Consider the following 12456-nt stretch of genomic DNA (forward strand, 5'->3'; position numbering starts at 1 on the left):
ATAGCCGGTGCGGGAGCGAGGGTCGAGGCATGAAGACCACAGCCACGCAAGGCCCGGGCACCGTCCACCGCGCGGTGCTGCCGGCCGTGATGCTCTCCCTCGCCACCGTCGTGTCGGCCGTCGCGTCGCTCAACACCGCGGTGCCGTCCATCGCCCGCGACACCCGCGCCGGGCTGACCGAGCTGTCCTGGATCATCGACGCCTACGCGCTCGTCTTCGCCGCGCTGCTGCTGCTCGGCGGCGCGATCGGGGACCGCTACGGGCGCCGCCGCGCGCTCGCCGCCGGGCTGGTCGTCTTCGGCGCCGGGTCGGCCGCCGCCGCCCTCGCCAGCGACCCGGGCTGGCTGATCGCGATGCGCGGCGTGCTCGGCGTCGGCGCCGCGCTGGTGATGCCGGCGACCCTGTCCACGATCACCTCGACGTTCCCGGCCGCGCAGCGCACCCGGGCGGTCGGCGCCTGGGCGGGCGTCGCCGGGGCGTCCGCGATCTTCGGGCTGCTGGTGTCCGGGAGCCTGCTGGAGGTGTGGTCGTGGCGGTCGGTGTTCTGGATGAACGTCGTCCTCGCCGTGGTCGCCCTCGTCGCGACGCTCGCGGTCGTGCCCGAGTCCGCCGACCCGGACGCCCCGCGGCTGGACGTGACCGGCGCCGCGATCACCGTCGCCGGGCTCGGCGCCGGCGTCTACTCGATCATCGAGGCGCCGACCGAGGGCTGGGGCAGCGCCCGCACGCTGCTCGGCCTCGCCGCGGCGGCGGTGATCCTCGCCGGGTTCGTCGTGTGGGAGCTGAAGCGGCCGAACCCGCTGCTCGACCCGCGGCTGTTCCGCATCCGGGCGTTCTCCGCCGGCGCGCTCTCGCTCACCCTGCAGTTCTTCGCCTTCTTCGGCTTCGTGTTCATCGTCCTGCAGTACCTGCAGCTGGTGAAGGGCGACAGCGCGCTCGTCGGGGCGCTGAGCCTGGTGCCGATGGCGCTCACGATGATGCCGTTCGCCCGCGTCATCGCGCCCCGCGCGGCGGCGAAGCTCGGCCCGCGCCGCGTCATCACGGCCGGCCTGCTGCTGGTCAGCGTCGGGATGCTCGTCTTCTCCCTGCTGGACGAGGACAGCACCTACTGGCTGCTGCTCGCCGGGCTGATCCCGCTCGGCGCCGGCGCCGGCCTCGCCATGACGCCCGCGACCGCGTCCATCACCGACGCGCTGCCCGCCGAGAAGCAGGGCGTGGGCTCGGCGATGAACGACCTGGCGCGCGAGCTCGGCGGCGCCCTCGGCATCGCCGTCCTCGGCAGCATCCTGCAGTCCGCCTACCGCGCGAACCTGGACCCGGCGGGCCTGCCCGCCCCGGCCGCGGAGCGGGCGAAGGAGTCGCTCGCCGGCGCGGTGCGGCTCGGCCCGCAGGTCGCCGAGCAGGCGCGGGCGGCGTTCGGCGACGGCGTCCAGGCCGCGTTCATGACCGCGTCCATCGCGCTCGCCGCCACCGCCGTCATCGTCGCCGCCCTGTACCGCGCACCCCGCCCGCGGGCCGCGGAAACCGGTGCCGAGGCCGCCGATCAAGCCGATAAGCTGAACGAGGCAGGCACCGGCGGGCGTGGCGAAATCAGGTATACGCGGCAGGTTTAGGTCCTGTTGGTGGCGACACCGTGGGGGTTCGAATCCCCCCGCCCGCACCCGGCCCGCGCGCTGCGCGGGCCGAGGCGTCGGTCCGGGAGCCCCGTCGCGGGGGCCAGGGGCCGTCAGATGCCCAGGTCGCGGCGGAGGCGCTCCACGTGGCCCGTCGCCTTCACGTTGTAGTACGCCTTCTCCACCTTGCCGTCGGCGCCGATGACGAACGTGGACCGGATGACGCCGACGACGACCTTCCCGTACAGCTTCTTCTCCCCGTACGCGCCGTACGCCCGCAGGACCTCGGCGTCCGGGTCGGACAGGAGCGGGAACGTGAGCCCCTCCTTCTCCCGGAACTTCGCCAGCTTCGCCGGCTTGTCCGGGGAGATGCCGACCACGGTGACGCCGGCGGCCTGCAGATCGGCCAGGCTGCCCTCGAAGTCGACGGACTCCTTGGTGCAGCCGGGCGTCAGCGCCGCCGGGTAGAAGTAGAGGATGACGCGCCGGCCGCGCAGCGAGGCCAGCGAGACGGTGGCCCCGTCGGCGTCGGGAAGCTCGAACTCGGGGGCGACGTCCCCCGGCTGCAGCCGCTCGGACACCCTGACCCGCCTTTCGCTCGGATGGTGCATCCGAGCGTACCGGCCGGGGGTTGGGCGGACGTCCACGGGCAAGACCTGCAACACTGTTCGGATCATGCTTCGCTCGCGGTCTCGCCCCACCGCGAGTACGCCCGACACGATTAAGGACACGGCATGGCTGACAGGTTCGGCGACCCGGAGGAGCTGGAACGCCATATAGAGCGCACCCGCCGTGAGCTCGCGCGCACGGTCGACGAGCTCGCGGACCGGGTCAACCCGAAGAACGTCGCGCACCGGGGCGCCGAGCGGCTCAAGGAGGAGGCGGGCCAGGTCGCCAGGGCGTTCGGCGCGCTGGTCCGGCCCGCCGGCGAGGACGAGGACGGTCAGGACGGCGGGATCGACAAGCGGCTGGTGCTCGCGGGCGTCGGGGCCGCGGTCACCGTGACCGCCCTGGTCCTCTGGCGCCGTAGGCGCAGGCGCCGCTGAGGCCCGTTCCAAAGGCGCCGGTCCGCGGTCCGCGGCCGGCGCCTTTGCGTACCGGGCCGGGACCGCGCACGGAGTGCACGAGCAGCTCGGCCACGCCGCGCAGCTCGGCCAGCTCGGCGCGGCAGGGCGGGCAGCCCCGCAGGTGCGCCGACAGCGCGTCGGCCTCGGCGCCGGCCAGCCGCCCGATGGCGTAGACGCCGAGGCCGAGCCGGTACGCCCCGCAGTCCGTTGCTCCCACGCCATGCAGTACGGGACGGCGGCCCGCCCCGTTCAGCGGAACTGCGGGAGATGGTCGCGGTGCGCGGCGAGGCCCTCGTCCAGGATCTTCTCGGCGGTGTGCTTGCTCCGCACGAACGGGTGCGCCATGAGGGCCTGCAGCGCGGTGCGGCGGTCGCCGGTGACGGCCGCCTCGGACGCGAGCCGCTCGTAGCCGTGGATCGCCTGGGTGAGGCCGCGCACCGGGCCGGGCAGGGGGCCCATCGTCAGCGGAACGGGCCCGGACCGCCCGACCAGCGACGGGACCTCCACGATCGCGTCGGCGTCGAGCGAGGAGACCGCCCCGCCGTTGCGCGTGTTGACGATCATCCGGCGGCCCTCGTCGCGGTGCAGCGCGCAGATGACGTCGACCGCGAACTCGCCGTGCTCGCCGCCGCCGCGCTCCCGGGACGGGTCCGGGTCGGCCTTCCGCGACTCCGCGGCGACCTGCTCGTAGTAGGCGGGCAGCATGGCGAGGATGTCCTGCGCGCGGGTCGTGCCCTTCGCGCGCAGTTCCTCCACCACCTCGTCGTGGAAGAAGTAGTACTTGGCGTAGGAGTTCGGCAGGAGGCCGAGCGCCTTGGCGAGCTCGGCCATCCGCGACGGGTCGCGCCACGGCGTCGCGCCGCCGCCGGGGACGTCGAGGCCGTCCAGCAGCGCCGGAAGGTCGAGCGGGCGTCCGTCGAGCCGGACCCGCTCCGCCCAGGTGGCGTGGTTGAGCCCGATCCAGTCGGCCTCCAGCCCGGCGGACGGCAGGCCCAGCAGGCCGGCCCACATCTCGGTGTCGCCGATGAACTGGTCGCACAGCCCGATGATCCGCGCGCCGGTGTGGCGGGCCACGGCGTCGGTGACCACGTTCGTCGGGTTCGTGTAGTTGACGATCCAGGCGTCCGGGTCGGCTGCGGCGGCGATGTCGAGCAGGACGGGCACCGACCGCAGCGCCATCAGGAACCCGCCCGGCCCGGCCGTCTCCTGCCCGACGACGCCGTGCTTCAGCGGGATCGACTCGTCCAGGTGCCGCGCGGCCAGCCCGCCCGGGCGGAACGTGGTGAACACGTAGGACGCGCCGTCCAGCGCCGCCTTGAGGACGGTGTGCGACGACACGGTGAGCGCGGCGCCCCGCGCGGCGAACATGTTCCGCGCGAGCCGCGTCATGACGTCCAGGTGCTCGGCGTCGATGTCGTAGCAGGCCAGCTCGGTGCCGGCGAGGTCGTCGGCGCGGTGCAGCAGGCCCCGGATGACGCCCGGCATATAGCCGCTGCCGGCCCCGACGATCGCGACCTTCACCGCGGCTCCAGGTCGGGCTGCGTCGCGGTGAAGCGGGCCTCGACCGCGGCGCGGACGATCTGCGTCTCCGGCTCCAGGTCGATCGGCTCCGGCTCCTCGGCGGCGCCGCCCGGCGCGCGCCCGTACGCGGCGGCGAGCGCGACCGGGGCGTCCGGGGTGCGGCTGAGCCCCTCGTCCGACAGCTCGACGAGCCCGGTGAGCCGCGCGCCGAGCGCCTCGGCGTAGCTGCGGGCGCGGGCCACCGCCTCGTGCGCCGCCTGCCGCGCGGCCCGCCCGTACACCTCGCTGTCGCGCCGCAGCTCCCAGTCGGGCCCGCTGACGAACGTCCGCTCCAGGTCGCCGAGCCGGGTCACCAGCTCGCCGAGCACCCCGAAGTCCACCACGGCGATCTTGATCCACACGGTGCCCCGGTAGGCGCGGACGTCGCCCTCGCGCCGCCGGTACTTCAGCAGCGGCGTGATCGACAGCCCGCCCGTCTCCACCCTCTCCACGGCGTCGCCGTAGGACTCGACCAGGTCGAGGCAGCGCCGGTTGCGCTCGGTGAGGCGGTCGAGCGCGGTGCGCCGGTCGGACTCCTGCGACTGGACGTGCACCGACAGCCGCGCGATCTCCGGCTCGGCCTCCAGCACCGCCTCACCGCGAACACTGATCAGGGGAGCATCGCTCATGCCCCCAACCTACGCGCAACAGGTCTTGAGCCTCAGCCGCCGGCACGGGCGGGGCCGCCCGACCGGCAGGGGGTTCGAGGGAGTCGCCCCCCTTTAGTCGCCCCTTTAAAGGAACGTCCGCCCCTCGCCCCGGTACGTGGGGACGGTGCGGACGCGGCGGTCGCCCTCGATGAGGTGCAGGGCGTCGAACCGCTCGCACAGCTCGCCGGCCTTGGTGTGCCGGAACCAGACGCGGTCGCCGATGGACAGCAGGTCGGCGGCCCGGCCGAGCAGCGGCGTCTGCACCTCGCCGGCGCCCTCGTTCGGGTCGTAGGACAGCCCGGTCGGCAGGTACGGCTGGGGCAGCCGGACGGCGTCGGCGGGGCCGGACGCCAGGTAGCCGCCGCCGAGGCACGTCGCGACGCCGGGCGCGGGGCGCCGGACGACGGGCAGCGCGAACAGCGCGGCGGGCCGCCCGGTGAAGTTGGAGTACTGGTCGAACAGGTGCGGCTGGTAGAGGCCGGAGCCCGCGGCGACCTCGGTGACAGCGCGTTCGGCGGCGGTCTTCTCGACGCTGCCGGTGCCGCCGCCGTTGACGAACTCCAGGTCGGTCAGCTCGCGGACGGCCCGCACGATCGCGGCGCGCCGCCGGGCCAGCTCCAGCCGGGACTGCCGCTGCATGGCGCGGATGACCCGGCCGCGCGCGGGGCGCCCGGGCGGGAGGTCCCCGACGCCGGCGATCTGCGACTCGTAGGCCATCAGCCCGACGAGGTCGAGCGAGGGCCGCTTGAGGATCCGCTCGGCGAACGCGCTCACCTCGGCGGGGGTGCGCAGCGGCGAGCGCAGCGCGCCGATCCGGACCCGGCCGCCGAGCGGCCGGTAGGAGGCGTCGATGTCGATGCAGACGCGGATCCGCCGGTCACCCGCGGCGCCCTCGATCAGTTCGAGGTGCTCGGGGGAGTCGACCATCAGCGTGATGGCGCGGGCCGCCGCCGGGTCGGCGGCGAGCGCGGCGATGGCGGTGCGGTCGGCGGTCGGGTAGGCGACCAGGATGTCGTCGCTGACGCCCCGCTCGGCCAGCCACAGCGCCTCGGGGAGGGTGAACGCCATGACCCCGGCGAACCCGTCCATGGCGAGGACGTCCTCCAGGAGCGCCCGGCAGCGCACGGACTTGCTGGCGACGCGGATCGGCTTGCCGGCGGCGCGGCGCACGAGGCCGGCGGCGTTGGCGCGGAAGGCCGCGAGGTCGACGACGGCGAACGGCGCCTCGATCCCGGCGGTCGCGGCGTCATAGCGGTCCCGGAGGTTCATGCTCGTCACACTGCCACACTAACCGCTAATGTGAAAAGCTCTCACGTACCGCCGCCGGGCTCTCACGCACCGCCGCGGGGATGGGACGCGAAGAAGTCCCACAGCATGGGGGCGGCCTCGTCCGGCCACTCGTGCCCGCCGCCCTGGATCTTGCAGAAGGTCACCGCCACGCCCCGCCGGCCCTTCCCGGTGCTCCGGCAGTCGGTGTCGCCGCCGCGCGCCTTCACCGGCTCGTGCGGCTCGGGCAGCCCGGCGCGCTTGCGCCAGAACTCGACCGCCTCGGACACGGGCGGGAACGGGCGCTTGTCGTTGAAGTCGCGGTCGCCGCCCCCGTGGAACGGGACGTTCCGGTCCGCCGTCCCGTGGAAGATCATCGCGGAGACCGGGCGGTCCGGATCGCAGCGGGTCACCAGCGCGCCCTCGACGACCCCGATCGCCGCCACCTTGTCCGGCTTCTCGCAGGCCATCCTGTACGCCATGCCCGCGCCGTTGGAGAACCCGGTCACGTAGACGCGCTCCGGGTCGGCGAGGCCGGCGCCCGTCAGCTCGTCGATCAGCTTGGTCAGGAACCCGACGTCGTCGATGTCGCCGATCTTTGCGGCGCCGCAGCAGTCGCCCGCGTTCCAGGTGGTCATGAAGCCGTCGGGGTAGGCCACGAGGAAGCCGTGCTCGTCCGACAGCGCGTCGAAGCCGGTCAGGTCCTCCATCTTGCCCATGTTCGCGAGCCCGCCGTGCAGGGCGATGACGAGCGCGGGCGGGTCGGCGGGCCTGCCGTCCTCCCACTCGCCGTCCGACACCTTGGCCGGGACGTGCAGGAGGAACTCGCGGTGCCCGAACGTCCCCACGTCGATCTTCTGCTTGTGCGTGCCCCGGGAGGTGGGGATCCCATCGACCTTCGCGGGGCGCCCGCCCTTCTCGCCCTTCGTGCCGTGCTCCTCGGTGCAGCCCGCCAGGACGCAGCCCGCCAGGACGAGGGTGACCGCCAGTGCCACGAGCAGGATTCGCCGCATGCAGGCAAAACTAACCTCAACGGAAGCCCGCAAACTACTCATCAGTAAACGAAGCGGCCCGTGCCGCGACGACGACTCCTTTCACCGGGGTGACACGGTGAAAGGACGGCGGCGGGATGCCCGGAGGCCGCGTAAGCTCGAAGGGATCCCTTCCGAGCCGCCGCGTCGCGATAAGAGTGAGACCGTTGAGCGAATTCGTCCTGACCCTGTCCTGCCCGGACCGGCCCGGCATCGTCGCGGCCGTCTCGGGACTGCTGGCCGAGCGCGGGTGCAACATCCTGGAGAGCCAGCAGTTCGGCGACGGCGAGTCCGGCACGTTCTTCATGCGGGTGCAGTTCGCGGCGCTGGACGACACCGACCCCGACGAGCTGCGCGGCGCGTTCGCGTCGCTGGCGCCCGAGCTCGGGCTGGAGTGGCGGCTGCACCCGCTCGCCGAGCGGCAGCGCGTCCTGATCATGGTGTCGAAGGGCGGGCACTGCCTGAACGACCTGCTCTACCGGACGCGGTCGGGGCTGCTCGACATCGACATCGTCGCCGTCGCGTCCAACCACCCCGACCTGCGTCCCCTCACCCAGTCGTACGGGATCGACTACCACCACCTCCCGGTGGGGCCCGGCGGCAAGGCGGCGCAGGAGGCGGAGATCCTGACGCTGGTCGAGCACTACCGCGCCGACCTCGTCGTCCTCGCCCGCTACATGCAGATCCTGTCCGACGACTTCTGCGCCAAGCTGCCGGGGCGGATCATCAACATCCACCACTCGTTCCTGCCGAGCTTCAAGGGCGCCCGCCCCTACCACCAGGCGCACGCGCGCGGCGTCAAGCTGATCGGCGCCACCGCGCACTACGTCACCGCCGACCTGGACGAGGGGCCGATCATCGAGCAGGAGGTCGCGCGCGTCGACCACACCCACAGCCCGGAGGAGCTGGTGGCGGTCGGGCGCGACGTCGAGTGCCTCGCGCTGGCCCGCGCGGTCCGCTGGCACGCCGAGCACCGCGTCCTGCTCAACGGCGACCGGACCGTCGTCTTCCGCTGACCTGCGGTTTTCCGTGAGATGTCGGCATGGCGTGTTTCACTCTGCGTGGCCATGCCTCACGATGAGTGAGGATGTCGGACGTGCCGATGGCTCACGGGGGTGGCTATGGCCGAGGCGTTGGTCCATGACCTGATCGAGGAGGAGCGGAGCCGCCGGGAGGCCCGGCGGCTGGCCCTCCGCGCGTTCCGGCCGCGCCGCGCGTTCGCGGGGTTCGCCGCGGCGCTGCTGGTGACGGCGGCGGGCGGGACGGCCGCGATCGAACTGCTGGCCGCGGCCCTCGGGTCCGCGGTGCACCCGGTGCCGGGGGTGGCCGCGCTGGCCGGCGTCCTGCGCCGGCGCACGTGGGACGACCCGAACGTCCTCGTGGTCGCGGGGGCGGTCGCCGCGCTCGGGGCCGCGTTCCTGGCCGCGGCGCTGCCCGGCCGGCTGCGCGGGGTGCCGCTGGACGGCGCCGACCCGCGCCAGGCCGGCCTCATCGGGCGGGCCGCGCTGCGCCGGTCGCTGGCCGACGCGGCGCTCGGCGTCCCCGGCATCGAGCGGGCCCGCGTCCGCGGCCTCGGGGTGTTCCGGCGGGGCCTGGTCGTGCGGGCCGGCACCCACTACCGGAACCCGGCGAACCTGGCCGACCTGGTCCGGGCCGCCGTCGACGCGCGCCTGGACGGGATCGAGCCGATGCACCGGCCGGACGTCGAGGTCCGGCTCGGCTGGCGGAAGGACTGACGATGCGGATCGCGATCGCGATGACCGGGGCGGTGCTGCTGCTGGCCGGCGCGTCCGCCGCCGCCCTCGGGCTGGGCGCGTTCGACGCGTTCGGCGCCCTGTCGGGCCGGCCGCTGCTCGACCCCGCGCTGGTGCGGTTCGCGGACGGCGCCGGGTGGTTCCTGCCGGCCGCGGCGGGCGCCGCCGAGGCGCTGGCGCTCGCCGGGCAGCTGTGGCTCGTCCTGCAGTGCCGCACGCTGGTCCACCGGTGGTGGCCCGACCTGGACGCCGAGACCCGCGCCCGGGAGCGGGCGGCCCGCGGCGACCTCGACCGGGACGTGCGCGCGCTGCCCGGCGTCGAGGACGTCCGCGCCCGCCTCACCGGCACCGCCGACCGGCCGCGCCTGCTGCTGACCGTCTCCTGCGCGGGCGACACGCTGGTCGGCGAGGTGTACGGGGAGCTGGGCGCGGGACCGGTGGAGCGCTACCGGCGCGCGATCGGGATGCCCGACCTGCCGGTGGTGGTGCGCTTCCGCCCGGTGTTCGCGCGCCCCCGCCGCCGCGACCCGCAGCCCGAGACCGCCTGACGGCCGCCCGGCGCCGGCCGAGTGGCACCGGCCGCCCGGCACCGGCCGCCGGGCACCCCTGCCGTATCCGGCGGCGTGTCGAGAATCGGCGGAAGAGCGGCGCCCGTCCCGGGTCGATCCGGGACGGGCGCCCGCTCGTCGGCGGACGCCCATGCGCCGGGACGGACGGCGCATGCACACGGCGGGCGCCCGCGGTGGGGGGAGGCCGCGCAGGTCGGGAGCGTGGTCGGCGCAGGGGCGGACCCTGCGCCGCCACTATGCGACATTCCTGTGACGGCGGTCACGCTTGTGTACATTTCGTTCACGGCGTGTCCGGAACGGGAGGTGCGAGCATCCGATGCGGCGTCCCCACTGGGCGGTGCCCGCGAACTGGAGCGTGGCCCGGCAGCTGCTCGTGCTGCAGGCCGCGATCGTCGGGCTGCTCGTCGCGGCCGGCGCCGTCCTCGCCTACCTGGACGCCGGCCGGTCCGCGGACGACGGCGCGGCGCAGACCGTCACGGCGGTGGCGCTGAGCATCGCGGACGCGCAGAACGTCCGGGCGGCGCTCGCCGCCCCCGATCCGAGCGCGCTGCTGCAGCCGTACGCCGAGCGCGTCCGGTACGACACCGGCGTCGACTTCATCACGATCATGAGCCCGCAGGGGATCCGGTACACGCACCCGAACCCGGCCCGGATCGGCGGGCACTTCGTCGGCAACACCGCGCCGGCCGTCGCCGGCCGCACGTTCACCGAGACCTACACCGGCACGCTCGGCCCGTCCGTGCGGACCGTCACGCCGGTCTTCGACGACGAGCACGAGGTCGTGGCGCTCGTCGCGGTCGGCATCACGGTCCGGGTGATCACCGCCGAGCTGCGGCAGCGGCTGCTGGCGCTCGCCGCCGTCGCCGGCATCGTGCTCGCCGCGGGGATGGCCGGCAGCTACCTCGTCTCGGCCCGGCTGCGCCGGCAGACCCGCGGCGTCGCGCCCGGCGAGCTGCGCGAGATGTTCGAGTACTACGAGGCGATCCTGCACGCCGTCCGGGAGGGCCTGCTCATCCTCGACCGGGCGGGGCGCGTCGTGCTGTGCAACGACGCCGCCCTCGACCTGCTCGGCCTGCGCTCCGGCCGGCCGGACGGCGCGGCGCGGGCGCGGCCCGGCCGGTCGCCGGTGCTGCCCGCGCCCGACCTGCGCGGGCGCCCCGTCACCGAGCTCGGCCTGCCGGACGAGCTGGTCGCCACGCTCGTCGCGCCGGAGCCGCGCTCGGACGAGATCCATGTCGGCGACACCCGCGTCCTGGTGGTGAACACCTCGCCCGTCCGGTCCCGCGACCGGGCGATGGGCAACGTCGTCACCTTCCGCGACCACACCGAGCTGCAGAGCCTGAACGGCGAGCTGGACACCGTCCGCGGCTTCGCCGAGTCGCTGCGCTCGCAGGCGCACGAGGCCGCGAACCGCCTGCACACGGTGGTGTCGCTGGTCGAGCTGGGCCGGCCCGACCAGGCCGTCGCGTTCGCCACCGCCGACCTCGCGGCCGCGCAGCGCCTCACCGACCGGGTCGTCGGCTCCGTCACCGAGCCCGTCCTCGCGGCGCTGCTGCTGGGCAAGTCGGCCGAGGCCGCCGAGCGCGGCGTCGAGCTGGTCATCAGCGAGGACACCGCGATCGAGGGGACGGTCGAGGTCCGCGACCTCGTCACCATCCTCGGCAACCTGATCGACAACGCGGTGGAGGCGGCGATCGCGAACGCGCCCGCCCGGCCGCCGCGGGTCGTCGTCACCGCGCGGGAGGACGCCGGTACGCTCCTGCTGGAGGTGTCCGACAGCGGGCGGGGCGTCGACCCGTCCGACGTGCCCGACATGTTCCGGCGCGGCTGGACGACCAAGACGTCGGGCGGCTGGCCGGTGGGGCACGGGCTCGGCCTCGCGCTGGTCGGCCAGGCCGTGCGGCGGCACGGCGGCGAGATCCGGGTGGGGCACGACGACGGCGCCGTGTTCACCGTCCGCATCCCCCTGGACCAGCGATGATCGAAGTGCTCGTCGTCGAGGACGACCCGGTGGCCGCCGAGGCGCACCGCACCTACGTGGAGCGCGTCTCCGGCTTCACCGTCGCCGGGGTCGTGCACTCCGGCGCGGACGCGCTCCGCTTCTGCGAGCGGAACCCCGTCGACGTCGTGCTCCTCGACTTCTACCTGCCGGACACGCACGGCCTCACCGTCTGCCGCGCGCTCCGCGCCGGAGGCCGCGACGTGGACGTCATCGCCGTCACCTCCGCCCGCGACCTGGCGGTGATCCGCTCGGCCGTCTCCGTGGGCGTCGTCCAGTACCTCCTCAAGCCGTTCACGTTCGCCTCCCTGCGCGACAAGCTCGACCGCTACGCCCGCTTCCGCGAGCAGGCGGCCCGCGTCGGCGAGGTCAGCGGCCAGGCCGACGTGGACGGGATGCTCGCCACCCTGCGCACCCCCGACCACCGGGCGCTGCCGAAGGGCATGAGCGACGAGACGCTCCAGGCCGTCACCGACGTGCTGTCCAGCGCGTCGGAGGGCCTGTCGGCCGCCGCGGCCGCCGACCTCACCGGCGTCTCCCGCGTCACCGCGCGCCGCTACCTGGAGTACCTGGCGCAGAACGGCATGGCTCAGCGCAAACCGCACTACGGGCAGGTCGGCCGCCCGGAAGTGCGCTTCTACCCCTGCTAGACGGGGTACCTATGGGACGACAGTGAAGCGACATCGGGGGAGTCGTCGTGACCGACAAGCCTGGCAAGCCCGAGGGCGGGGCGAACACCCAACCGGAGCGCGCGGAGGACCCGCCCCGCGCCGAGCAGGCGGCGGGCAAGCCCCAGAAGAAGAAACCGGGCGACGCGGCCCGCAAGATGCGCGCGATGTTCGAGGGCCGCTGACGGCCGCACCCTGACGCCCGGACGCGAGTCCGGGCGTTCCCATGTTTGCGACACCTTTGGGTGTGATTTGTCGGCCATATCCCCGTACGGGACT

14 protein-coding genes and 1 tRNA gene are annotated in these 12456 nt (G+C 74.4%); 9 read left to right on the plus strand and 6 right to left on the minus strand.

The window, feature by feature from the left end; all coding sequences use genetic code 11:
- Window positions 1-29: 29 nt before the first annotated feature.
- Together ABTW95_RS01370 and ABTW95_RS01375 are read left to right on the plus strand one after the other, a co-directional pair.
- Window positions 30-1613 carry an MFS transporter gene (locus ABTW95_RS01370; protein ID WP_500223558.1) on the plus strand — a complete coding sequence of 528 codons (1584 nt, stop codon included), beginning with the start codon at window positions 30-32 and terminating at the stop codon, window positions 1611-1613.
- Window positions 1576-1660 (plus strand) — tRNA-Leu (locus ABTW95_RS01375). Before ABTW95_RS01370 ends, ABTW95_RS01375 begins: the two co-directional genes overlap by 38 nt.
- A gap of 66 nt (window positions 1661-1726) precedes the next feature.
- On the opposite strand, the gene bcp is transcribed toward ABTW95_RS01375, so the two are convergent.
- Window positions 1727-2224 (minus strand): thioredoxin-dependent thiol peroxidase, encoded by a 498-nt coding sequence (gene bcp, locus ABTW95_RS01380; RefSeq protein ID WP_500223560.1) that lies wholly within the window; start codon window positions 2222-2224, stop codon window positions 1727-1729.
- A 123-nt stretch (window positions 2225-2347) separates the two neighbouring features.
- On the opposite strand from bcp, the gene ABTW95_RS01385 reads away from it, so the two are divergent.
- Entirely contained in the window at window positions 2348-2659 is a 312-nt protein-coding gene (locus ABTW95_RS01385; protein WP_396450016.1) for a DUF3618 domain-containing protein, read from the plus strand.
- On the opposite strand, the gene ABTW95_RS01390 is transcribed toward ABTW95_RS01385, so the two are convergent.
- From ABTW95_RS01390 to ABTW95_RS01410, 5 genes are all read right to left on the minus strand, one after another.
- Entirely contained in the window at window positions 2610-2897 is a 288-nt protein-coding gene (locus ABTW95_RS01390) for an anti-sigma factor family protein (protein WP_500223562.1), read from the minus strand. The genes ABTW95_RS01385 and ABTW95_RS01390 overlap by 50 nt on opposite strands.
- 32 nt (window positions 2898-2929) lie before the next feature.
- Window positions 2930-4201 (minus strand): family 4 glycosyl hydrolase, encoded by a 1272-nt coding sequence (locus ABTW95_RS01395; RefSeq protein ID WP_396450012.1) that lies wholly within the window; start codon window positions 4199-4201, stop codon window positions 2930-2932.
- Window positions 4198-4869, minus strand: a complete 672-nt coding sequence (locus tag ABTW95_RS01400) for an SIMPL domain-containing protein (RefSeq protein ID WP_500223564.1) — start codon at window positions 4867-4869, stop codon at window positions 4198-4200. The genes ABTW95_RS01395 and ABTW95_RS01400 overlap by 4 nt, the downstream gene beginning before the upstream one ends.
- Window positions 4870-4974: 105 nt before the next feature.
- A complete protein-coding gene (locus tag ABTW95_RS01405) occupies window positions 4975-6159 on the minus strand; it encodes an amino acid deaminase/aldolase (RefSeq protein WP_396450029.1) in 1185 nt (394 codons plus the stop codon).
- A 62-nt stretch (window positions 6160-6221) separates the two neighbouring features.
- Entirely contained in the window at window positions 6222-7169 is a 948-nt protein-coding gene (locus ABTW95_RS01410) for a CE1 family esterase (RefSeq protein WP_500223566.1), read from the minus strand.
- A 185-nt stretch (window positions 7170-7354) separates the two neighbouring features.
- On the opposite strand from ABTW95_RS01410, the gene purU reads away from it, so the two are divergent.
- The 6 genes from purU to ABTW95_RS01440 all read left to right on the plus strand — a co-directional run bounded on the left by purU (window position 7355) and on the right by ABTW95_RS01440 (window position 12362).
- The gene (gene purU, locus ABTW95_RS01415; protein ID WP_396450007.1) at window positions 7355-8203 is read left to right on the plus strand and encodes a formyltetrahydrofolate deformylase; all 849 of its coding nucleotides are present in this window, start codon (window positions 7355-7357) and stop codon (window positions 8201-8203) included.
- A 105-nt stretch (window positions 8204-8308) separates the two neighbouring features.
- Entirely contained in the window at window positions 8309-8923 is a 615-nt protein-coding gene (locus tag ABTW95_RS01420; protein ID WP_396450006.1) for a DUF6286 domain-containing protein, read from the plus strand.
- Between the two features lie 2 nt (window positions 8924-8925).
- Window positions 8926-9489 (plus strand): hypothetical protein, encoded by a 564-nt coding sequence (locus tag ABTW95_RS01425; protein WP_396450004.1) that lies wholly within the window; start codon window positions 8926-8928, stop codon window positions 9487-9489.
- Window positions 9490-9826: 337 nt separating this feature from the next.
- On the plus strand, window positions 9827-11491 hold the full coding sequence (locus ABTW95_RS01430; protein WP_396454590.1) for a sensor histidine kinase: 1665 nt from the start codon (window positions 9827-9829) through the stop codon (window positions 11489-11491).
- The gene (locus ABTW95_RS01435) at window positions 11488-12159 is read left to right on the plus strand and encodes a response regulator (protein ID WP_500223570.1); all 672 of its coding nucleotides are present in this window, start codon (window positions 11488-11490) and stop codon (window positions 12157-12159) included. The genes ABTW95_RS01430 and ABTW95_RS01435 overlap by 4 nt, the downstream gene beginning before the upstream one ends.
- Window positions 12160-12206: 47 nt before the next feature.
- Window positions 12207-12362: a hypothetical protein gene (locus ABTW95_RS01440; protein WP_396449998.1), complete on the plus strand. Its 156-nt coding sequence runs from the start codon at window positions 12207-12209 to the stop codon at window positions 12360-12362.
- The last annotated feature ends 94 nt before the right edge of the window (window positions 12363-12456 follow it).

This window comes from Spirillospora sp. NPDC127506 (assembly GCF_040302145.1).
Classification (GTDB): Bacteria; Actinomycetota; Actinomycetes; order Streptosporangiales; family Streptosporangiaceae; genus Spirillospora.

What these genes read in the sequence shown, in the direction of transcription:
- ABTW95_RS01370 (WP_500223558.1), top strand. Translation starts at nt 30, where the DNA reads ATGAAGACCACAGCCACGCAAGGCCCGGGCACCGTCCACCGCGCGGTG.
- bcp (WP_500223560.1), bottom strand. Translation starts at nt 2,224, where the DNA reads ATGCACCATCCGAGCGAAAGGCGGGTCAGGGTGTCCGAGCGGCTGCAG.
- ABTW95_RS01385 (WP_396450016.1), top strand. Translation starts at nt 2,348, where the DNA reads ATGGCTGACAGGTTCGGCGACCCGGAGGAGCTGGAACGCCATATAGAG.
- ABTW95_RS01400 (WP_500223564.1), bottom strand. Translation starts at nt 4,869, where the DNA reads ATGAGCGATGCTCCCCTGATCAGTGTTCGCGGTGAGGCGGTGCTGGAG.
- ABTW95_RS01405 (WP_396450029.1), bottom strand. Translation starts at nt 6,159, where the DNA reads ATGAACCTCCGGGACCGCTATGACGCCGCGACCGCCGGGATCGAGGCG.
- ABTW95_RS01410 (WP_500223566.1), bottom strand. Translation starts at nt 7,169, where the DNA reads ATGCGGCGAATCCTGCTCGTGGCACTGGCGGTCACCCTCGTCCTGGCG.
- ABTW95_RS01420 (WP_396450006.1), top strand. Translation starts at nt 8,309, where the DNA reads ATGGCCGAGGCGTTGGTCCATGACCTGATCGAGGAGGAGCGGAGCCGC.
- ABTW95_RS01425 (WP_396450004.1), top strand. Translation starts at nt 8,926, where the DNA reads ATGCGGATCGCGATCGCGATGACCGGGGCGGTGCTGCTGCTGGCCGGC.
- ABTW95_RS01430 (WP_396454590.1), top strand. Translation starts at nt 9,827, where the DNA reads ATGCGGCGTCCCCACTGGGCGGTGCCCGCGAACTGGAGCGTGGCCCGG.
- ABTW95_RS01435 (WP_500223570.1), top strand. Translation starts at nt 11,488, where the DNA reads ATGATCGAAGTGCTCGTCGTCGAGGACGACCCGGTGGCCGCCGAGGCG.